Genomic DNA, 19,920 nt, shown 5'->3' on the forward strand with positions numbered 1-19,920 from the left:
TGAACTGTAGCAAGTAAACTCGGCAAAGAACTTGCAGGGTTTTTTCCCGTAGCGGCAAGTGACCGGCATACAACGAATTTTTATGTGACTGTCCACGAAGCAGAGCGCTGATGAGTAACGGATCCTGAACCATGGTGATGAAAGCCTCCTTACAGTTAAAGCTGGGTCAAAGCCTGACCATGACGCCCCAGCTGCAACAGGCGATCCGGCTACTGCAGCTTTCCACACTCGACCTTCAACAGGAAATCCAGCAGGCACTGGAATCCAATCCGATGCTGGAAACCTCTGAGGATGACGACGAGCCGGAATCCAGTTCGGGCGAACCGGACTCGAACAGCGAAGACGCCGGCTCAGAGACAACAGCCGAAGCACAGCCGGACAGCAGCCAGGACTGGGATCAAACGGAAAATGGTCCCGACTGGGCTTCGGAAAATGAGATTCCGGATAACATTCCCGATGACCTGCCTGTCGACACTGCCTGGGACGATATTTACCAGTCGGCTCCCGCACCGGCAGCCCGGAACGATGATGAAAACGACCACGATTTCGAGACCCGCAACTCCCCCACCGAAACCCTCCGGGATCATCTGGAGTGGCAACTGAACCTGACGCCACTGAGCGAACGGGATCGGGCCATTGCGCACGCCCTGATGGATGCGGTGGACGACAGAGGCTATCTGACCAGTCCCCTGGAAGAAATTCACACCGGCCTGGTTGATGAAAACGAGGAAGATCCGCTCGAGCTGGACGAGGTTGAGGCGGTATTGCATCGCTTACAGCACTTTGACCCCCCTGGCGTGTTTGCGCGAGATCTTCAGGAATGCCTGTTAATCCAGCTGAGCCAGTTACCTCCGGACACGCCCTGGCTGGCCCAGGCGCGGTTGGTCATTACCCATTACATCAATTTGCTGGGCAACAGGGATTACGCCCAGCTACTGCGCCGGAGCCGGTTAAAAGAAGACCAGCTAAGAGAGGTTCTGGCCCTGATTACCGGCCTGAACCCTCGCCCGGGTGATGTCATCGACCAGGCCGAGCCGGACTATGTCATCCCTGATGTTATTGTCCGCAAAGACAACGGACGCTGGCGCGTAGAGCTGAATCCGGAAATCGCTCCGCGCATTCGCGTTAATGCAAGCTATGCTTCTCTTATAAGGCGAGCGGATAGCAGCGCTGATAACACCTACATGCGGGATCAGCTTCAGGAGGCCAAATGGTTTATCAAGAGCCTGCAAAGCCGCAATGAAACCTTGCTGAAGGTGGCAACCCGCATCGTCGAGCACCAGCAGGGATTTCTGGACGAGGGTGAAGAGGCCATGAAGCCGCTGATCCTCTCTGATATTGCCCAGGCGGTGGAGATGCATGAGTCGACGATTTCCCGTGTTACTACTCAGAAATTCATGCACACCCCCCGGGGAATTTTTGAACTCAAGTACTTCTTCTCCAGTCACGTCAGCACGAATGAGGGTGGTGAATGCTCCTCCACGGCAATCCGTGCAATGATCAAGAAGCTGGTTGCAGCAGAAACTCCCAAAAAGCCGTTGAGTGACAGTAAAATTGCAGCCATGCTAGGGGAACAAGGTATCAAGGTGGCGAGACGCACGGTGGCCAAGTATCGAGAAGCGATGCATATACCACCCTCAAACGAGCGGAAGCGACTGGTATAGGGAGCCTTTTACTTTACAGGCCTTGCCCAGGAACACGATTCGCCGGCGCGCGATGCGCCAGCACTCAGCCCGGCCCCCTCGGGAGTCGGCATGATGACAACAGGAGACGCCTATGCAACTCAATATTTCAGGCCATCACGTAGAACTGACTCCCGCATTGAAAGATTACGTTTCAGAAAAATTTGGCAAGCTGGAACGCCACTTTGACCACATCAGCAATTGCCAGGTAACCCTGGAAGTGGAAAAAGTGCGCCAGATGGCGGAGGCGACGCTTCACGTGGTTGGTGGTGAGATTCACGCAAAGGCTGAGAATGGGGATATGTATGCAGCGATTGATTCGCTCATTGACAAGCTGGACCGTCAGATCCTCAAGCATAAGGAAAAGAATGTAGACCGGATGCACGGAAACGGGTCTCGTTAAACGCCCGTTTTCATGCGTGTCATCTAATCGCGCTGCGGCATGGCTAACCTGCCGCAGCCTTTTTTTTACGGAAATGCAGTCGATTCATGAGCGACACATCCCTGACCATTGACAACATCCTTGCACCGGAGCTGAGTCTTTGCCGGATACCTGCATCCAGCAAGAAACGGGTTCTGGAATCCATTGCCGAGCAGATCAACCAGCATGACGGCTCGCTCAGCGAAACCCAGATCTTCAATAATCTGGTCGCGCGTGAGCGCCTGGGCAGCACCGGTATTGGCCAAGGCATTGCCATACCCCATTGCCGCCTGGAAGGACTGGATCACGTCGTCGGCGTTCTGCTCACGCTGGAAGAAAGCATCGAGTTCGACGCCATCGATAACCAGCCGGTGGATCTCGTGTTTGCCCTCGTTGTTCCCAAGGAGGCAACCAGCGAGCACCTGGAACTGCTCAGCCAGCTGGCCGAGAAATTTAACGAACGCGCATTCTGCGATCGTCTGCGCCAGTGTGAAGATGCCAAGACACTTTATGAGCGCATGACAGCTGCAGACGGCTAACACTCATTGTTGTGGAGACAGGGTGACCATGAAACTGATCATCGTCAGTGGCCGGTCCGGTTCGGGCAAGAGTACAGCACTCCATGTTCTTGAAGACCTGGGGTTTTACTGCATTGACAACCTCCCCATAGGATTGCTGTTTCCCTTGACCCGGGAAGCCGCGAACCAGGTAACACCCGGTCGGCTGGGAAAAATGGCGGTCAGTATTGATGCCCGCAACCTGTCCGGCGAGCTGGCCAACTTCGAAGAGATTTACCGGCGGCTCGAGGAAACCGAAGTCACAGTCGAAATCATATTTCTCGACGCCGATGAACAGTCCCTGCTCCAACGGTTTCACGCCACTCGACGCAAGCACCCACTCAGCGATGACAGGACGTCCCTTCGGGAAGCCATCAACAACGAGAAAAAGTGCCTGGAGCCGCTCGCCAAGCTTTCCGATCTCTACGTGAACACCACCGGCATGTCCATGTACGAGCTGCGGGATATGATCAAACAGCGTGTCGTTGGCCGGAAGGACCAGGAGCTGGCCCTGTTGTTCCAGTCATTCGGTTTCAAGCACGGCGTCCCGCTGGACTCGGACTATGTCTTTGACGTCCGCTGTCTGCCAAATCCGTACTGGGACACCAGTTTGCGTAAGTTCGTCGGCACCGACCAGCCAGTAATCGACTTTCTGGAAAAAGAACCGGCCAGTCGGAAAATGATCGATGATCTGACTGCATTTCTCGAAGCCTGGCTTCCCTCTTTTGCTGACAGCAACCGCAGCTATATGACCATTTCAATTGGTTGCACTGGCGGGCAACACCGCTCGGTCTATGTCTCGGAACAGCTTTGCAGCCATTTCCGACAGCGCTACAGTAACGTTCAGGTCCGCCACACCGAGCTACCGCACCTGCAAACCCGTGAAGAGATCTGAGCCAGCATGATTCGCCGCCCCATCACCATCATTAACAAGCTGGGACTGCATGCCCGGGCCACCGCCAAGCTGGTCAACACGGCATCGGAATTCGACAGCAGCGTAAAAATCAGCGGCAAGGGCCGGGAAGTGGATGCCAAGAACATAATGCAGGTGATGATGCTTGCCGCCAGCCAGGGTACCGATGTCGAACTGGTTGCGGATGGGCAGGACGAGCAGGATGCCATTGATGCTCTGGTTGAGCTGATTAATGACTATTTCGGAGAGGGCGAGTAATACCAGGCTTGCTGCGGCCAGAACGGAATCTTCTGCGGCATTCAACGACAACTCTTTCTCACCTGTGCCACCTAACTCCGCTATAATACAGGCGTTTTCTGACTGTGGGTAATTCATGACCGATATTCTGGAAAAAAGCCAGGCCCGCCAACGCCTTCGCTCCCTGGGCGAAGCCCTGGACAGTGGTGCCCTGAAACAGGTTGCCCGTATTCTGAACGGCGGCCTGAGCCCCAGTGATATTGCCCACCTTCTGGAATCTTCCCCGCCCCGCGAGCGGGCCCTGCTGTGGAATCTGGTCGATAAAGAGCTGGAAGGGGAAGTTCTCCAGTACCTGAGCGACGACATCCGTGGTTATTTCCTGAGCCAGCTCAATGCGCAGGAACTGGCGGATATCATCGAGGATTTCGAGTCGGACGATCTCGCCGACCTGCTGCAGCAATTACCGGACACGGTGATCCAGGAAGTTCTGGACACCATGGACGACCAGGACCGGCAACGGGTCGAAGAAGTTCTCTCCTACCCGGAGGACACCGCCGGCGGTCTGATGAACACGGACACCATCACGGTGCGCCCGGACATCAGCATTGACGTTGTACTCCGTTACCTGCGCAGGCACCGTAACCTGCCACCCATGACCGACAACCTGATCGTCGTCAGCCGGCGGGATGAATTTATCGGTATGTTGCCAATCACCAAGATGCTGGTATCGAACCCTGCAGCGACAGTGCGCGAGGTGATGGACACCGAAATTGAGCCAATTCCGGTCACGCTCTCCGACACCAAGGTTGCCACGCTGTTTGAACGCTACGACCTGATCTCGGCTCCAGTGGTGAATGAAGACGGTCGACTGCTAGGTCGTATCACCATCGATGACGTGGTCGACGTAATCCGGGAAGATGCCGATCACTCCCTGATGAGCATGGCCGGTCTCGACGAAGACGAAGACACCTTCGCGCCCGTCTGGAAAACAACACGGCGCCGCGCCGTCTGGCTGGGTATAAACCTGATTACGGCGTTCGTCGCCTCCGGCGTTATCGGCCTGTTCGAGGAGACGATTACCAAGGTGGTTGCGCTTGCCGTACTTATGCCAATCGTTGCCAGCATGGGGGGCATCGCCGGGAGTCAGACCCTTACCCTGGTCATCCGCGGCATGGCCGTGGGGCAAATAAGCGGCGCTAATGTGCGCTGGCTGTTAAACCGGGAGTTCCTGTCTGGCGCGATGAATGGCGTTTTCTGGGCGCTGGTGGTTGCCACGGCTGCGGCTACCTGGTTCCAGGACCTGATGATTGGAGCCATTATTGCGGCCGCGTTGATCATAAACCTTATCGCCGCCGCTCTGGCGGGAACCATACTGCCCCTGTTCCTGAAATCAAGAAACATTGATCCGGCCCTGGCGGGCAGCGTGATCCTGACCACTGTTACCGATGTGGTCGGGTTTATGGCTTTCCTCGGCCTGGCCACCGTGTTTTACGCGTAACCGACGCACAACACCGAAAAACAACGGATTTACCATGAGTCAGCACGACCACCACGAAGACGAAGAAGAGTATGGCAAAAGCAAATCCCAGTTGAAGCGGGAAATGCACGCCCTGCAGGACATCGGCAAACGGATGCTCGAACTGAGCAACGATCAGCTCGATACTCTGCCAATCAGCGAGACCCTGCGCGCCGCCATTGAGGAATCACGCCGGATCCGCCAGAACGAAGCCAAACGCCGCCATCTCCAGTATATCGGCAAGGTTATTCGACAGGAGGATGATCCGGACGCACTAAAGCTGGCCATCGATGCTTTTGATGCCGGCAGTGAAGAGCATACCCGTCGCCATCACCTCGCCGAACGCTGGCGCGACCGTATGATTTCAGAGGGTGATTCAGTGGTCGGAGAGTTCTTCAGCTACTGTCCGGACGCAGACCTTCAACACCTGCGGAATCTCGCCCGTAACGCCCGCAAGGATGTGGAAAAGCAAAAGAACACCGGTCAGTCCCGGAAACTGTTCCGTTATCTCCGGGAATGCATCGACGACGCCGAAGCGACAAACTGACGGGCAGGCCGGCTGGTTACAGCCGGCGATGGTCCCACACCGGCATCCGCTTACGCAGCTGTGAGAGCTGTTCCACATCCAACTCCGCCGTCAACACTCCCGCCCCCTCAGCGAGCTCTTTCACAACCTTGCCCCAGGGATCGCAAATCAGGCTGTGGCCGTAGGTTCGGCGGCGTTCGCTGTTTTGCCCACCCTGTCCCGGGGCAACGATCCAGACCTGGTTTTCGATCGCCCGCGCGCGGGTAAGCACGTGCCAATGGGCATTTCCGGTCTGCCAGGTGAACGCACTGGGTAAGCATACCCACTCAGCGCCTTTTTCTCGCAAAGCCCGAAACAACTCCGGGAAGCGCAAATCATAACAAACAGCGAGGCCAAGCTTGCCGACTGGCGTATCCAGTGTTACCAATTGCTCACCGGGCTCGAAGGTGTCCGACTCCCGGTATTGGCCGTGGGCGTCATCAATCGTCGCATCAAACAGGTGAATCTTGTCATAGCGAGCGACTTCCCGGCCCTGATCATCGAACACCAGACAGGAGGACCTGACCCGCTCCTCAATGCTGGAACCATCAGGCCGATCCGCCAGAGGTAGTGAGCCGCCGACGATCCACATCCCGAGCTTTTTCGCCTGTTCCGCCAGAAAAGTCCGGATAACCGGCTGTGCCGAGACTTCTACTTGTCCGCAATCCACCATCTGATCGGTTGCCAATACGGCAAAATTTTCGGGCAGCACCGCGATCAGAGCCCCTTCACTGGACGCTTTTGCCAGTAATTTCCGGGCCTCGTTCAGGTTGGCGTCGATATCATGGGTGCTCACCATCTGGATGGCGGCAACCCGATTGGAAACAGATGTGTTCATAAACAACAGCTCCTGCTATTCACCGTTATCAAACACCCGCCGAAGGTCTACCTGCGGATCGTCCCAGGTACCAGTCACACTGTAACTGGCACTGGTCAGCTTGCTTAAAGGATCGCCCAGAATCTTGTCCAGGACAAATAAAGCACCGCCAATGGGAGCACTGGCTCCCATCAACAGAGCTGCCAACGGGAGGTTCTGGGTCAGTGGCAAAACCACCACGAGGCGCATATCCAGCGCTTCATCCGGAATATCTGTTGTGCCACTCAGCTTGAATGCGCCCGAGGGGCCGACAATCTGGAGCTCGGGGCTCATCGTCACCAGACCTTCGACAATCTGGGCCTTGCCGGAGATTGCGTCGAAGGCCACGCCCCGCTCGTACAGATCCGAAAAATCCAGTTTCAGGCGACGCCACAGGGTATCCGCATTCAATAAGTTGAAAAAGCGAAACAATTGAGCCGTGCTGTTCTGTTCCAGAATAATCCCGTCATCAAGCCGGAGACTGACCAATCCGCTCAGATCCGGTAACGAGAATTCATCGGGGCGGCCAGGCCAATCCAGGTCAAACTCAATATTGGTGGCTTTATTGGTCAGGGGGATCTGCGTTCCGAACAGTTTGTTGAGGTCAGCGAGAGCGCCCCCTGTAATTGAACCGGCAAACCGGCTGACCTCTCGGCCATCCAGGATGCTCCAGGTCATATCACCGAGCAGGGTCAGGGAACTGAGCCTGCCTTCAATGCCATTCACCTTCAACATGTAGGGCTCGGGGCGTAACAGGAATGTCCAGCTTCCCAGGGTTTCTCCGTTAAGCTGAAGGTCGCGTATGGTTACGTCCGCATCGGGCCAGTCCGCCATATCCAGTGACCTGAATGCGTCGAGTTCCTCTTCAAGGGTCAGTAATTCCGGAGCCTCGGTTCGGGTCTCATCATTACGGGCCAGCCTGACTACCTCGAAATCTGCGATAATCGCGCCACCATCATCTGGCAGGACAACCCGCCCAACCGCTCGCTCGGACCGGGTGCTGACGACCCACCGGTCACCAAGATCAAGGGCTTCGACCCGGATATCCCGCAAGGTATGTCCACCCAGATATAAATGACCAAGATCCAGATCGAAACCGGTGTCCTTCCAGAGCAAATCAAAGGCCATGCGATTTTCCCATTCGCCCCGAATGGCAATACCACCTGCCGCAGAAGTATCCACCAGTGCCTCCAGTGGCGCTGATTCGTCGGCCGTCTTTGCAAGCATCTGAGGCCAGTCCAGCGCGACTCCCTTGAGGTCAGATCGCAACCTTATTCCTGACGTGCTCTTCGCCCCCACATCAAGCGTCGCTGTGTAGGCCATGGTTCCCGTCATTCCGTAACTCTGGTCAGCAGTCTGACCTGCCTTGGCCAACACCTCCGGAATGGTCAGCTGCCCGGATTGACGGATGGAAAGTGCATCGCCCGCCCCCACCCGGCTAAGACTGATACGCACAGGATCACCAAGGAACCTTGCCTGCAGAGGCCCACCCGAGAAACCATCAACGGTGTGATAGGTCAGGTCTCCGGTGATATTACTCCAGCTCAGGTCAGCCGGCGGATAGGTAACGGTACCTCCGTCAGCAGTGACCTGGGCTTCCACCACGGCAGGCTGGTCTGAACCCAACGGCAAGTCGATGCCCAGATCCAGTTTATATTTACCCCGGAATTCCAGTTTCCTGGCTTCTGCCCCTGCCATTTCCCCGAGCGGACTGTTGTTCATCCAGAAACCAACCGTATCGCCCGGAACTTCGGCGGCCGCGTCCACTGACACGGTCGTTCCAGCGCTATCTGGAATAACCCTCACGCTGCTGGGCAACAATGTCAGCCCCCCGGTTTCGGCTTTTTCCAGTGTCACCCGCGTATCGCCGTTATGCACAACCACTCGCCCGCTCGCCCCGGACACTTCCGGCCAGCGCTCATCGTAGGCAATGGTGGCATTATCAAAGGCGTACCACATGGAGGATACAAAGGATCCTCTCGGTGCCCCTGCACCGATTTGACCATGGCCGTAATAGACCCCCGACGTAATGTCGGCTTCCTTAATGGCAGTCGTGAGCCATTCATAAAGCCCGGGATTGACCACCTTGCTCGGGACGAAATCCGCCAGCATATCGGCTTTTGCATTCTCCAGACCGATCCGCAGCCCCAAATTGTTCTCGCCGCTTTTGTCCAGTTTCAGATCGAACCCGCCGTTTAGGATGGTGTTACCGTTGTAAACCATCCGGATATCGTCCGAATACACTCTGGTCAAAGGGCCATCAAGCTGCCAGGCAACCAACCCGCCAATTTCGGAAAAGGACCAGTCTGCCCTGAAGAGCTTGGGAAAACCGAGACTCACGGGCAGTTCCCCGGCATTCAGCCGGACATAGCCCGAGTTTTTATTGAGGTACACCGAACCGAACAGGCCCGTTACGTCAGGGGCTCCCCGATAGGCCGTCACACTGACATCACGAAGACTCCCGTGAAACTCGAACCCTTTGGCAGATGAATCGGGAATGGTCAGCTCCATGCGGTCCAGAAAGCCACCTGGCCGATAATTTTCAAGAGCAGCTCGCGCCCGATCAGGAAGAAGTGGCAGTAGGGAGGCGAGTCTACGCAATGGTTTGAGAGGCAGCGCATCGGCAACAACGGTCAGCCCCTGCTCTTCGGGCATGAGGCGCAGGCTGAACGGCGGCACGTCATCGCCATCCCATGTCCATTGAAGCTGCTGAAGGTGCCACTCACCCGGGCCGCTGGACCGGACTTGTTCGGACCCAGCTTCAGAGAGCACATCCGCATGCCTGCGCCAGCCAAAACGCGCCCGTATGTTTTCAAGGGGTGCCAGCGATTCACTGCCCACGCCCAGCTGCAGGTAGGGCGTTCTTACCGTGCCGCTAACCTGTTGCAGCCTTCCGTCCCGGAACGTAAGCCAGCCCTCACCCCCAAGATCAAAGCCCTCCACCCGAATGGCCTGCCACTGATACTCATCAATAAGACCATCAAAAAGACGACCCGAGTCCACATCCAGGTAAAGCTGCCCGGTAAAGTCCCCCCGGAAAAAATGCTGACCAACCAGACTGAAGCTGGCCAGTTGTTGTGTGGTCCCGGATTGCATGGCCCGACCAGCGGCGCGAAACAGACCTTGCCGGTACACCAAATCCAGCTGGGGAATATCCAGATGGCGCACGTGCCCCTGGTTGTCCCGGATACCAAGGCTGAAGCGAGTGATTTTGACGTAGGGCTCTGACAGAACGCTCCCTGCCAGCTCAAGCCATTCCCTGATACGGTTACTGACAGGCTGGGGAAGATCGGCGCCCCGCACCCGGACCTTCCCTGCTTCGGACTGGTTGAGCGTCAGCTCAAGGCCATCGGCTTCAAAGTCCTCAAACACGACCCGCTGTCGCAACAGTGACGACAGGAAATCAAACCGGATACGCAAATACTCAAGGTGGGCAATATCCACGCCTGAATCCCGGTTGGTTACGGTAATCTGGCGTGCAGTGAAGGACGGGTCAAGCCAGAACCAACGCGAGGATAGCCCGCCTATCGAAACATCGTGGCCAATGCGTGCTGACAGCTCCCGGGCCAGATCCTGACTGAAGGCATCCACGTTACGGGTGAGCTGGCGCCCCAGGCCGGCATACAATGCAAACAACAAAAGTATGACCAGCAGAAGCCACCAGACAAAGCTGGAAATCCGGGCAGCCAACCTTACCGGTGAGCTCTCGGGATAATTATCCGGCAGTGGCGGCTCGCGATCAGAGGAAGCCATCAGACAGGGCTACTCCCCCCGCCGGCAGTCAGTCCCCGCATCAGAGAAGAACGACATCATACTGCTCCTGACTGTAGAAGGCCTCTACCTGGAAGCGGATGGTTTTGCTGATAAACGTTTCCAGGTCAGCAACGTTATCGGATTCCTCGTCCAGCAAACGGTCCACGACGCTTTGCGAGGCCATTACCAGGTAGTTTTCGGCATCATAGGCACGGTTGACCCGAAGAATTTCGCGGAAGACTTCATAGCAGACGGTCTCACTGGTTTTCAGGAAACCGCGCCCGTCACAGATCGGACAAGGTTCACAGAGTACCTGCCCCAGGCTTTCCGTCGTGCGCTTTCGGGTCATTTCCACCAACCCGAGTTCCGAAACACCGGTAATCTTGGTTTTCGCGTGATCCCGCTCAAGCATTTTTTCAAGCATCCGGTGCACCTGACGCTGGTGTTCCGGGTCTTCCATGTCGATAAAGTCGATAATAATGATGCCACCAAGGTTACGCAGGCGCAGCTGGCGACTGATAGACCGGGCGGCTTCAAGGTTGGTCTTGAAAATGGTTTCTTCCAGATTCCGGTGTCCGACAAAGCCACCGGTATTGATGTCGATGGTCGTCATCGCTTCGGTCTGGTCTATGATCACGTAACCACCGGACTTGAGCTGAACCTTACGGCTGAGGGCCTTCTGGATCTCATCTTCCACCGAGTATAGGTCAAAAATCGGACGCTCTCCCGGGTAATACTCCACCTTATCGGCAAATTCGGTGACAAACTCTTCAACAAACTCCATGACACGCTGATGACTCTCGCGACTGTCGATCCTTACCTTTTCCGTCTGCGGGCGAATGAGATCCCGGATGGTCCGGATAAACAGCGGCAAATCCTGGTAAACCACGGAAGGCGCCTGAACCCGGGTAATGCGTTCGTGGATCGACTGGCTCAGATGATGCAGGTAGCTCATATCGCCGGTCAATTCTTCCGGAGACGCCGCTTCTGCGGCTGTGCGGATAATATAACCGCCCTGAACTTCAGTATCTTCGGCCGCCGCCTCTTCAACCAGAGCCTTCAGACGAGCACGCTCAGTGTCATCCTCGATTCGCTGGGAGATTCCGACATGGCTGACACCGGGCATAAAGACGAGGTAACGGGACGGTATAGAAAGCTGGGTGGTCAACCTGGCACCTTTGGTACCAATCGGGTCCTTGGTCACCTGAACCACCAGAGACTGACCTTCCCGCAGCAGGGTGCGGATATCAGGCACTGTTTTAGGCGATTCGTTGACGTCATCGCCATTGGACTGGCTTGGAACGACATCCGATGCGTGAATAAAGGCTGCCCGCTCCAAACCGATATCGACGAACGCAGCTTCCATGCCCGGAAGCACCCTGACCACCTTGCCCTTGTAGATATTCCCGACTATGCCCTTGCGACTGGTACGTTCAATATAGGCTTCCTGCAACATACCGTTTTCGACCAGAGCAACACGGGTTTCCACCGGCGTCACATTGATCAGGATTTCTTCACTCATGCTCAGTTCTCCATACTGCTCGGCCAGTTTACCCAGACCGGATACCCGGCATCTGCCAGCAGGGCTGCCGTTTCCTGAAGTGGCAGCCCTACGACAGCACTGTAACTGCCCCGTAGTTCACTAACAAAAATACCACCAAGACCCTGAATCCCATAACTTCCAGCCTTGTCCATGGGTTCACCGCTGGCCACATAGGCCTCAATTTCATCATCAGCTAACGCACGAAAGCGGACTTCGGTGGTGACCAAAAGGGATTCACAGTGCTCACCGCTGGCAATCGCCACGGCCGTCATGACCTGATGAGTGGCACCGGACAATGCCCGAAGCATCGTAATCGCCTCGTCCTTTCCGGCAGGCTTGCCCAGAATCGTGCCGTTCAGCACAACCGAGGTATCAGAACCCAGGACCAGAGTGCCAGGCTCCTTTGCGGAAACCGCCAGTGCCTTCTCGCGGGCCAGTCGCTCTACGTAGTGCTCAGCCGATTCGCCGGACTCAGGCGTCTCGTCAATGTCTGCAGGCTGAACGGTGAACACCAGTCCGATCTGCTGCAATAACTCGGACCGTCGCGGAGAAGCCGATGCGAGAACGATTGGAGCCATGGCTAACCCAGCTTGCGGTTTATATTGTCCAGCAGGACACAGAACACGGGCCATGCTGCTGCACTGGTCAAAGCCGGCCATAAGTAGCTGAACCCGGCATCTTCCCCACCCAGCATTTGTTTGATGAAGTGGACAAGCATCTGGTTAATACCTAACAAGAGAAACACCATCAGGCATTGTTGCGGCATCGGATACATTCGCAACCGCTGGTGGACCGTAAGCACAAGGAAGGCAATCAATCCCATGGCCAGGGCGTTCACACCCAGCGGTGTGGCTTCGAGCACATCCAGGAGCAAGCCAAGGCACCAGGCCAGCAGGATGCCGAACTGGGCAGGCGCACGGAAGGTCCAGTAAAAAACCACGAGCCCCAACCACTCCGGACGGAATTCAAACCAGCCAACAGGGAACAGGGAAATGCTCAATACCAGAGCAACAACCACGGAAAATGCAAACACCGGGTAACTGATAACGGATAACATCAGCTGTCACCTCCCTGACCCGGCACTGCTTCGCCCGCAGATTTTTCCTCTTCCGGATTGCTCTGCTGGACGTTTACGCCTTCGGGGGGGAAAACCACAAGTACCAGCCGACTCTGGTTCAACCGGGCCTTTGGCGTCGCCTGAATTGATACGAAGGGCTCGCCTGGCTCCTTTCTGATGCGGCTGACTTCCGCTACCGGATAGCCCCGTGGAAACCGCCCACCAAGACCGGAGCTCACCAACAAGTCACCTTCCCTAATATCAGCCGTATCGGGAACATGAACCAGATCCAGGGTGTTGGTATCGCCAGTTCCCAGCAGAATGGCGCGCAAACCATTGCGCACTACCTCTACCGGCACCGCATGGCTGCTGTCTGACACCAGAAGCACACGAGAGGTAATCTGACTGGTTTGTACGACCTGCCCCATCAGTCCGTGGGCATCAAGAACAGCCTGGCCGGCGACAAGGCCGTCACTCTCACCCTTGTTGATAATGATTTCATGGGAGAACGGGTCCGGAGAGACACCAACCACCTCGCCGACGATCACTCGGTCGTCCAGCACTTCTGAGGAATTCATCAGCCGACGTAATTCGTTGTTCTCTGATGCCAGGGCGGCATACTTAAGCGCACGACGCTCCAGGATCAGAAGCCGGGCCTTCAGATCTTCGTTTTCCTGCTGGAGGTCTTCCTTGTTGACGAACAGACCCGCAACCCAGTCACTAAACTGATAGGGCGCGTTCCCCAGCCAGTAGACCGGTGCCAGACCCGTCGCGATCGTGCTGCGAACCTCGGAGAGTTTGTCGAAACGCGTATCGGCAGCCACCAGGGCTGCCGATACGATGACAATTAGAAAAAGTCGGAAGCCAGGAACCGGCCCCTGGACAAAGATGGTCTTAATAGCAAACCCTCCCCACAGGATTATCCCTCCTGGGAGAACATTCCGATACCACCCCGATCAATCACTTCCAGTGCCTTACCGCCACCACGGGCAACACAGGTCAGCGGATCTTCTGCGATGATAACCGGCAGGCCGGTTTCCTCGCTGATCAGCTTGTCCAGGCCACGCAACAACGCGCCACCGCCGGTCAGCACGATGCCGCGCTCGGCGATGTCAGAAGCAAGTTCGGGCGGTGATTGTTCCAGAGCACTTTTAACAGTCTGAACAATTTGCGCCAGGGATTCCTGCAGCGCGTCGAGGATTTCCTCGCTGTTCAGGGTAAAGGCCCGGGGAACGCCTTCGGCCAGGTTACGGCCACGAACGTCAATCTCGCGAATTTCGAGACCCTCGTAGGCACAACCGATTTCGTGCTTGATGCGTTCCGCAGTGGAATCGCCGATCAGGCTACCGTAGTTACGGCGGACGTAGGTCACGATAGCTTCATCGAATTTGTCGCCACCAACCCGAACGGATTCCGCATAAACAATGCCGTTGAGGGAAATGATCGCGATTTCGGTTGTGCCACCACCGATGTCCACAATCATGGAACCGCTGGCCTCTTCTACCGGAAGGCCGGCACCAATGGCAGCCGCCATGGGCTCTTCAATCAGGAACACTTCCCGTGCCCCGGCGCCAAGAGCGGATTCGCGGATAGCCTTGCGCTCTACCTGGGTAGACTTACTCGGTACACACACCAATACACGCGGGCTCGGGGTAATAAAGCTGTTTTCGTGCACTTTATGGATGAAGTGCTGCAGCATTTTCTCGGTGACCACGAAATCCGCAATCACACCGTCTTTCATCGGACGGATTGCCGTGATGTTACCCGGCGTACGGCCCAGCATGCGCTTGGCTTCTGCGCCGACGGCCGCGACCATTTTCTGGGAGTTGTTGGTGCGGATAGCCACTACGGACGGTTCGTTCAGCACGATACCGCGCTCACGCACATATATAAGGGTGTTCGCGGTGCCCAGGTCGATGGACAGGTCGCTGGAGAATAAGCCTCGGAGTCTTTTAATCAACATTCGTGTAGTTTCAACCTGAGAGTTGCAGTCGCAGAAAAGATGCGGCAACTTTAGCAGTGAGCACCCCCTCAGGCAAGGCGAGAAAAGGCCTTGCGCCTTACGGTTCACACATTTCCGTTGCGCCTTGGGGCCTCCCGCCTTTGTTCGAATCTGTTACCATACGCTCTTTATTTTTTGGGTACGGTGAAAGGCCGCCCGAAGAATGCTTCCCAAACCCCACTCAGGCACGTCCGTGTGGCGCTTGAGCTCCGTTATATGTGGCTCTGCACAGTTTTGGCAAGCATGCTCCGAACGCCCCGCAGCGGGTAGTGGCCTTCATTAACTACACAGATCTTTATTAACGACATTTCATTTATCTGGGAGGCAATGCGTGACCATTTCCCGTGAGGACATTGAAAAAGTCGCTGTGCTCGCCCGCATTCGTGTGGACGACGAGCAAGTCTCAGCCCTCGAAACCGATCTGGGGAACATCCTGGACTTGGTAGACCAGCTCAGCGCCGCCGATACCGATGCGGTCGAGCCTATGGCGCACCCGCTCAATGCGGTTCAGCGCCTGCGCCCGGACGAGGTAACCGAGACCAACCAACGGGAAGCCTTCCAGGCCATCGCGCCGGCCACCGAAAACGGGCTCTACCTTGTCCCCCGCGTTATCGAGTGATCTGACGACCAGCGACGTAAACAGGAAGTATCATGCATAACAAATCCGTAGCAGAGCTTTCCCGCGAACTGGAAAGCGGCAAGATTTCAAGCGTGGAGCTGGCGCAACAGTTCCTCGACCGCATCGAGCAGGAAGACGGCAAGTACAACAGCTTCATTACGGTAACCGAAGATCAGGCCCTGGCCGATGCCAAAGCGGCCGACGAGCTGCGCGCAGCGGGTAACGCCACGCCCTGGACTGGCATTCCATTCGCCCACAAGGATATTTTCTGTACTAACGGCGTGCGGACCACCTGTGGTTCGAAGATGCTGGAGAACTTTGTACCTCCCTACAACGCCACAGTCACAGAAAACTTCCGTAAGGCCGGAGCAGTCTGTCTCGGCAAGACCAACATGGATGAATTCGCCATGGGCTCCTCTAACGAGTCAAGCCATTTTGGTCCGGTCACCAACCCCTGGGGAATGAAACGCGTACCTGGCGGTTCTTCCGGCGGCTCTGCCACGGCGGTTGCAGCCCGACTGGTGCCTGCAGCTACTGCCACAGATACCGGTGGTTCGATTCGCCAGCCGGCGGCCCTGTGCGGCGTTACCGGCCTCAAGCCAACCTATGGTCGTGTGTCCCGTTACGGCATGATTGCCTTCGCATCCAGTCTTGACCAGGGCGGCACCATGGCTCGCACCGCTGAAGACAACGCTCTGATGCTTAACGTCATGGCTGGCTTCGATCCCAAAGATTCGACTTCACTGGATCGCGAAGTCCCGGATTACACGGCGACGCTGAATGAGCCATTAAAAGGGCTTCGCATAGGCTTGCCAAAGGAGTACTTCTCGGACCAGCTGAGCCCCGCGATGGAGGAACAGGTTCGCGCGGCGGTGAAGGAATACGAGAAACTGGGCGCGACGGTGAAGGAAGTCTCACTGCCCAACGCCAAGCTCGCGATCGCTGCCTACTATGTGATTGCTCCGGCCGAAGCCTCTGCCAACCTGTCCCGTTTTGATGGAGTTCGCTATGGCTACCGCTGCGAAGATCCGAAAGATCTGATGGATCTTTATACCCGAACCCGGGCCGAAGGCTTTGGCACCGAAGTGAAACGCCGGATTCTGGTAGGCACCTATGCCCTCTCCGCCGGCTACTTCGACGCATACTACCTCAAGGCACAGAAAGTACGCCGCCTGATCCAGCAGGACTTCATCAATGCGTTCAAAGACGTCGATGTGCTGATGAGCCCGACTACCCCGTCACCGGCCTTCATCCAGGGCGAAAAGACCAGCGACCCGGTAACCATGTACCTGGAGGACGTATTTACCATTGCCATCAACCTCGCAGGTATTCCAGCAATGTCGGTACCCGCCGGCTTCATTGATGGCCTGCCCGTGGGCCTGCAGATTATAGGTGACTATTTTTCCGAGGCCCGGCTACTGAACGCAGCCCATCAATTCCAGCAGGTGACCGACTGGCACCAGCGTGAACCACAGTAAGCCCGAGAGAGGAGAGTTACACCATGCAATGGGACATTGTGATCGGGCTGGAAATTCACGTTCAGCTCGCCACCCAAACCAAGATCTTTTCCGGCTCCAGCACAGCGTACGGTGCGGAACCCAACACCCAGGCCAACGCGGTTGATCTGGCCATGCCGGGCACTCTGCCCGTTCCCAATGAGCAGGCATTTCGCTATGCGGTCATGTTCGGCCTGGCGGTAAACGCCGAGATTGAGCGCCGCTCCGTATTTGAGCGGAAGAATTACTTCTACCCGGATCTGCCCAAAGGCTATCAGACCACCCAACTTGAGCGCCCCATTGTCGGCCCGGGTTATGTGGACATTGATCTGGCCAATGGCGAGACCAAACGCGTTCGCATCCACCACGCCCACCTGGAAGAGGATGCAGGCAAGTCCCTGCACGAAGACTTTCACGGGATGACCGGCGTCGACCTGAACCGGGCGGGCACTCCCTTGATTGAAGTTGTGACCGAACCGGATATGACGAATGCCGAGGAAGCGGTCGCCTTCGCGAAAAAACTGCACAGCCTGGTTACTTCACTGGGTATCTGTGACGGGGATATGTCACAGGGCTCCATGCGCTTTGACGTCAACATTTCGCTGAAACCAAAGGGTTCCGACACGCTTGGCACCCGCACAGAAACCAAGAACCTGAACTCCTTCCGCTTCATGGAACAGGCCATCGCCCACGAAGTCGATCGGCAAATGGATATCCTTGAAGACGGTGGCGTGATTACTCAGGAAACCCGTCTTTACAACGGTGATCGGGACGAATCCCGCTCGATGCGAACCAAGGAAGAAGCCAACGATTACCGCTACTTCCCGTGCCCGGATTTGCTGCCAGTAGAAATCGACGACACGTTCATCGATGACGCTCGCAGTCGCCTGCCGGAACTGCCAGACGCGCGGAAAGCCAGGTTCAAGGAGCAGTATGGCCTGAACGATTACGATGCGAACCTGCTGAGCGGCGACTCAAAACTGTCCACTTTCTTCGAAGAGGCCGTCAGCCACGGCAAAGATGCCAAGCTGACCGCCAACTGGGTTCAGGGCGAGTTTTCTGCGCGCCTGAATGCGGAGGAGAAGACCGTGTCCGAATCGCCGATCACAGGTGCTCAGCTTGGCGATCTGGTCGTCCGTATCGCGGATAACACGATATCCTCATCCGGCGCGAAAAAGGTGTTCGAGGCGCTATGGACGGGCAAAAACGACAGCGTGGATGCCATCATTGATGCCAATGGCCTGAAGCAGGTGTCTGACACCGGCGCCCTGGAGGCAATGGTAGACGAAGTTCTGGCAGGCATGCCGGATCAGGTGGCCCAATACCAGAACGAAGAAGACCCCAAGAAGCGCAAAAAGATGCTTGGGGGCTTTATGGGACCGCTTATGAAGGCCTCCAAGGGCCAGGGCAATCCGAAGCTGTTTAACGAGATTCTTGTTAAGAAGCTCGGGGGCTAATGCTTGGCTTTCGGCTTGGGTCGTGGCCGTTTGTGCTTCGGCCCTGGCCTTGCTGTAGGGAGTTCACGCGCGAGCGGGCAATCGCGCCTTCCTCGTCTACTTCGTCGATGAGAACGTCGATGGTCTTGCCGATTTTGGACTGCAGGCGGGCAGCTGAGATGTCAGCCTGTTTGGCCATGAACCGGGCCAGACGCTCTTCTTTAACGTGCTCGGGAACAGCACCATCGATCCCGTTGGCTTTGGCGCCCTCCACCGCGCTCTACTTGAAGGCCCCGACGCGATCGAACTGCGCTTCATCCAGCCAGTCCAGCAAGTACTGAAAGTCCTCTTCGGTCTCTCCCGGGAAACCAACAATGAACGTGGAACGAATGGTCAGCTCGGGACAGATTTCCCGCCATTTCCGGAGCTCGTGCTGACTGACGCCCGCAGGTAAATAGATCTGGAGATTTTACACCAGTCGTCTCAGCACCTGTAGCAAATACCGCTCGATCGTTTCAGACAAAAAAAGACTGATCCACGTCATAAATTGTGACGCTTTGTTCAAAAAGTGCCGCAAGTAACTGACATAATAGAAAAGAGGCTTCTTGCTGATCACATAGCAAGCAACTACACTTTCTGCGTTAAAGTGTTTTTCTGGAAGGGATTTATGGGAAAGGCAGCCGCATTTGGAACCAGCCAGGCCAGAAGAGTTAAAATGAAACCAATTGCCGTAAAATCAAATCTGCGTAATCAGCAACGCGTTGATATGTCCGCCAATATTACAATCGAGAAACCGGATGGTTGCTGCCTTACCTGTCTGGTCTCCAACCTGTCACGAACCGGCGTCATGGTCTCCTGCAATCAGGAAGCTGTCAAAGTACTTATTCCCGACCTGAAAACACCTGCCCCCGGCAACTGGATCTCCGTCAAGACCAGCTTCTCCGTTCCCGTGATCGCCAATCAGCCAGTGTCAATTGTCGCCGACGGCAACATCGTGCACATGCGCCGCATAGCCCGTGACGAATTCCAACTGGGTATCCAGTTTGCCGAGTTCGAAGGCAACGGTTTTGATTATATCGACCGCTATGTTGGGAAACTGCTGGCAGATTCCTGAAACTCACTCCCTGGTCTATATGCTGCCCCACCGCCACCACTCCGGCCTCAAGCTACTGCTATATTATTATAACCCCAAACTCTAGTTAAGAACCTTCTTATACCCTTATCACCTCTGTTACCATTGGAAATCCAATTCGCATAGCCTTAAAGG

At 56.1% G+C, this 19,920-nt stretch carries 18 protein-coding genes and 1 pseudogene; 11 read left to right on the top strand and 8 right to left on the bottom strand.

Annotation, left to right across the window (positions count from 1 at the left end; translation table 11 throughout):
* Window positions 1-137: 137 nt before the first annotated feature.
* The 7 genes from KFJ24_RS09465 (at window position 138) to yjgA (ending at window position 5,873) form a co-directional block, all read left to right on the top strand.
* Entirely contained in the window at window positions 138-1,664 is a 1,527-nt protein-coding gene (locus tag KFJ24_RS09465) for an RNA polymerase factor sigma-54 (protein ID WP_250832610.1), read from the top strand.
* A gap of 112 nt (window positions 1,665-1,776) precedes the next feature.
* Window positions 1,777-2,085 carry a ribosome hibernation promoting factor gene (hpf, locus tag KFJ24_RS09470; protein ID WP_250830824.1) on the top strand — a complete coding sequence of 103 codons (309 nt, stop codon included), beginning with the start codon at window positions 1,777-1,779 and terminating at the stop codon, window positions 2,083-2,085.
* A gap of 86 nt (window positions 2,086-2,171) precedes the next feature.
* Complete coding sequence (gene ptsN, locus KFJ24_RS09475) at window positions 2,172-2,642, top strand: PTS IIA-like nitrogen regulatory protein PtsN (RefSeq protein WP_250830825.1); 471 nt, start codon at window positions 2,172-2,174, stop codon at window positions 2,640-2,642.
* Between the two features lie 28 nt (window positions 2,643-2,670).
* Window positions 2,671-3,555: an RNase adapter RapZ gene (gene rapZ, locus KFJ24_RS09480; protein ID WP_250830826.1), complete on the top strand. Its 885-nt coding sequence runs from the start codon at window positions 2,671-2,673 to the stop codon at window positions 3,553-3,555.
* 6 nt (window positions 3,556-3,561) lie between these two features.
* Window positions 3,562-3,831, top strand: coding sequence for an HPr family phosphocarrier protein (locus KFJ24_RS09485; protein ID WP_250830827.1), 270 nt, complete (start codon window positions 3,562-3,564; stop codon window positions 3,829-3,831).
* Window positions 3,832-3,946: 115 nt separating this feature from the next.
* Complete coding sequence (gene mgtE / locus KFJ24_RS09490; RefSeq protein ID WP_250830828.1) at window positions 3,947-5,308, top strand: magnesium transporter; 1,362 nt, start codon at window positions 3,947-3,949, stop codon at window positions 5,306-5,308.
* A 34-nt stretch (window positions 5,309-5,342) separates the two neighbouring features.
* Window positions 5,343-5,873 carry a ribosome biogenesis factor YjgA gene (gene yjgA, locus KFJ24_RS09495; RefSeq protein ID WP_250830829.1) on the top strand — a complete coding sequence of 177 codons (531 nt, stop codon included), beginning with the start codon at window positions 5,343-5,345 and terminating at the stop codon, window positions 5,871-5,873.
* A gap of 16 nt (window positions 5,874-5,889) precedes the next feature.
* Here the strand turns inward: yjgA and KFJ24_RS09500 are convergent, their stop codons facing one another.
* The 7 genes from KFJ24_RS09500 to KFJ24_RS09530 are packed head-to-tail and all read right to left on the bottom strand — an operon-like array spanning window position 5,890 to window position 15,060.
* Window positions 5,890-6,729 (bottom strand): carbon-nitrogen hydrolase family protein, encoded by an 840-nt coding sequence (locus KFJ24_RS09500; protein WP_250830830.1) that lies wholly within the window; start codon window positions 6,727-6,729, stop codon window positions 5,890-5,892.
* 15 nt (window positions 6,730-6,744) lie between these two features.
* The gene (locus KFJ24_RS09505; RefSeq protein ID WP_250830831.1) at window positions 6,745-10,500 is read right to left on the bottom strand and encodes a YhdP family phospholipid transporter; all 3,756 of its coding nucleotides are present in this window, start codon (window positions 10,498-10,500) and stop codon (window positions 6,745-6,747) included.
* 40 nt (window positions 10,501-10,540) lie between these two features.
* The gene (gene rng / locus KFJ24_RS09510; RefSeq protein ID WP_250830832.1) at window positions 10,541-12,022 is read right to left on the bottom strand and encodes a ribonuclease G; all 1,482 of its coding nucleotides are present in this window, start codon (window positions 12,020-12,022) and stop codon (window positions 10,541-10,543) included.
* 2 nt (window positions 12,023-12,024) lie between these two features.
* Window positions 12,025-12,621, bottom strand: coding sequence for a Maf family protein (locus KFJ24_RS09515; protein WP_250830833.1), 597 nt, complete (start codon window positions 12,619-12,621; stop codon window positions 12,025-12,027).
* 2 nt (window positions 12,622-12,623) lie between these two features.
* Window positions 12,624-13,100 (bottom strand): rod shape-determining protein MreD, encoded by a 477-nt coding sequence (gene mreD, locus KFJ24_RS09520; protein ID WP_250830834.1) that lies wholly within the window; start codon window positions 13,098-13,100, stop codon window positions 12,624-12,626.
* A complete protein-coding gene (mreC, locus tag KFJ24_RS09525) occupies window positions 13,100-13,990 on the bottom strand; it encodes a rod shape-determining protein MreC (protein ID WP_350455588.1) in 891 nt (296 codons plus the stop codon). Before mreC ends, mreD begins: the two co-directional genes overlap by 1 nt.
* 29 nt (window positions 13,991-14,019) lie before the next feature.
* Window positions 14,020-15,060, bottom strand: a complete 1,041-nt coding sequence (locus KFJ24_RS09530) for a rod shape-determining protein (RefSeq protein WP_041343930.1) — start codon at window positions 15,058-15,060, stop codon at window positions 14,020-14,022.
* A gap of 373 nt (window positions 15,061-15,433) precedes the next feature.
* Between KFJ24_RS09530 and gatC the strand changes: the two genes are divergently transcribed.
* Genes gatC through gatB form a run of 3 tightly spaced genes read left to right on the top strand, consistent with a single transcriptional unit; the run spans window position 15,434 to window position 18,674 of the window.
* Window positions 15,434-15,721, top strand: a complete 288-nt coding sequence (gene gatC / locus KFJ24_RS09535) for an Asp-tRNA(Asn)/Glu-tRNA(Gln) amidotransferase subunit GatC (RefSeq protein WP_250830835.1) — start codon at window positions 15,434-15,436, stop codon at window positions 15,719-15,721.
* Between the two features lie 32 nt (window positions 15,722-15,753).
* Complete coding sequence (gatA, locus tag KFJ24_RS09540; RefSeq protein ID WP_250830836.1) at window positions 15,754-17,199, top strand: Asp-tRNA(Asn)/Glu-tRNA(Gln) amidotransferase subunit GatA; 1,446 nt, start codon at window positions 15,754-15,756, stop codon at window positions 17,197-17,199.
* Between the two features lie 23 nt (window positions 17,200-17,222).
* A complete protein-coding gene (gene gatB / locus KFJ24_RS09545; protein ID WP_250830837.1) occupies window positions 17,223-18,674 on the top strand; it encodes an Asp-tRNA(Asn)/Glu-tRNA(Gln) amidotransferase subunit GatB in 1,452 nt (483 codons plus the stop codon).
* A 70-nt stretch (window positions 18,675-18,744) separates the two neighbouring features.
* On the opposite strand, the pseudogene rimO reads toward gatB, so the two are convergent.
* Window positions 18,745-19,080, bottom strand: a pseudogene (rimO, locus tag KFJ24_RS09550) (30S ribosomal protein S12 methylthiotransferase RimO); the annotation flags it as partial.
* A 240-nt stretch (window positions 19,081-19,320) separates the two neighbouring features.
* Here rimO and KFJ24_RS09555 point away from each other — a divergent pair.
* Window positions 19,321-19,767: a PilZ domain-containing protein gene (locus tag KFJ24_RS09555; protein ID WP_250830838.1), complete on the top strand. Its 447-nt coding sequence runs from the start codon at window positions 19,321-19,323 to the stop codon at window positions 19,765-19,767.
* Window positions 19,768-19,920 lie beyond the last annotated feature (153 nt).

The organism is Marinobacter sediminum, assembly GCF_023657445.1.
GTDB classification, from domain to species: Bacteria; Pseudomonadota; Gammaproteobacteria; order Pseudomonadales; family Oleiphilaceae; genus Marinobacter; species Marinobacter sediminum_A.

What these genes read in the sequence shown, in the direction of transcription:
- gatA (WP_250830836.1), top strand. Translation starts at nt 15,754, where the DNA reads ATGCATAACAAATCCGTAGCAGAGCTTTCCCGCGAACTGGAAAGCGGC.
- KFJ24_RS09505 (WP_250830831.1), bottom strand. Translation starts at nt 10,500, where the DNA reads ATGGCTTCCTCTGATCGCGAGCCGCCACTGCCGGATAATTATCCCGAG.
- KFJ24_RS09555 (WP_250830838.1), top strand. Translation starts at nt 19,321, where the DNA reads ATGGGAAAGGCAGCCGCATTTGGAACCAGCCAGGCCAGAAGAGTTAAA.
- rapZ (WP_250830826.1), top strand. Translation starts at nt 2,671, where the DNA reads ATGAAACTGATCATCGTCAGTGGCCGGTCCGGTTCGGGCAAGAGTACA.
- KFJ24_RS09515 (WP_250830833.1), bottom strand. Translation starts at nt 12,621, where the DNA reads ATGGCTCCAATCGTTCTCGCATCGGCTTCTCCGCGACGGTCCGAGTTA.
- mgtE (WP_250830828.1), top strand. Translation starts at nt 3,947, where the DNA reads ATGACCGATATTCTGGAAAAAAGCCAGGCCCGCCAACGCCTTCGCTCC.
- gatB (WP_250830837.1), top strand. Translation starts at nt 17,223, where the DNA reads ATGCAATGGGACATTGTGATCGGGCTGGAAATTCACGTTCAGCTCGCC.
- rng (WP_250830832.1), bottom strand. Translation starts at nt 12,022, where the DNA reads ATGAGTGAAGAAATCCTGATCAATGTGACGCCGGTGGAAACCCGTGTT.
- mreD (WP_250830834.1), bottom strand. Translation starts at nt 13,100, where the DNA reads ATGTTATCCGTTATCAGTTACCCGGTGTTTGCATTTTCCGTGGTTGTT.
- hpf (WP_250830824.1), top strand. Translation starts at nt 1,777, where the DNA reads ATGCAACTCAATATTTCAGGCCATCACGTAGAACTGACTCCCGCATTG.
- yjgA (WP_250830829.1), top strand. Translation starts at nt 5,343, where the DNA reads ATGAGTCAGCACGACCACCACGAAGACGAAGAAGAGTATGGCAAAAGC.
- KFJ24_RS09485 (WP_250830827.1), top strand. Translation starts at nt 3,562, where the DNA reads ATGATTCGCCGCCCCATCACCATCATTAACAAGCTGGGACTGCATGCC.
- ptsN (WP_250830825.1), top strand. Translation starts at nt 2,172, where the DNA reads ATGAGCGACACATCCCTGACCATTGACAACATCCTTGCACCGGAGCTG.
- KFJ24_RS09500 (WP_250830830.1), bottom strand. Translation starts at nt 6,729, where the DNA reads ATGAACACATCTGTTTCCAATCGGGTTGCCGCCATCCAGATGGTGAGC.
- KFJ24_RS09465 (WP_250832610.1), top strand. Translation starts at nt 138, where the DNA reads ATGAAAGCCTCCTTACAGTTAAAGCTGGGTCAAAGCCTGACCATGACG.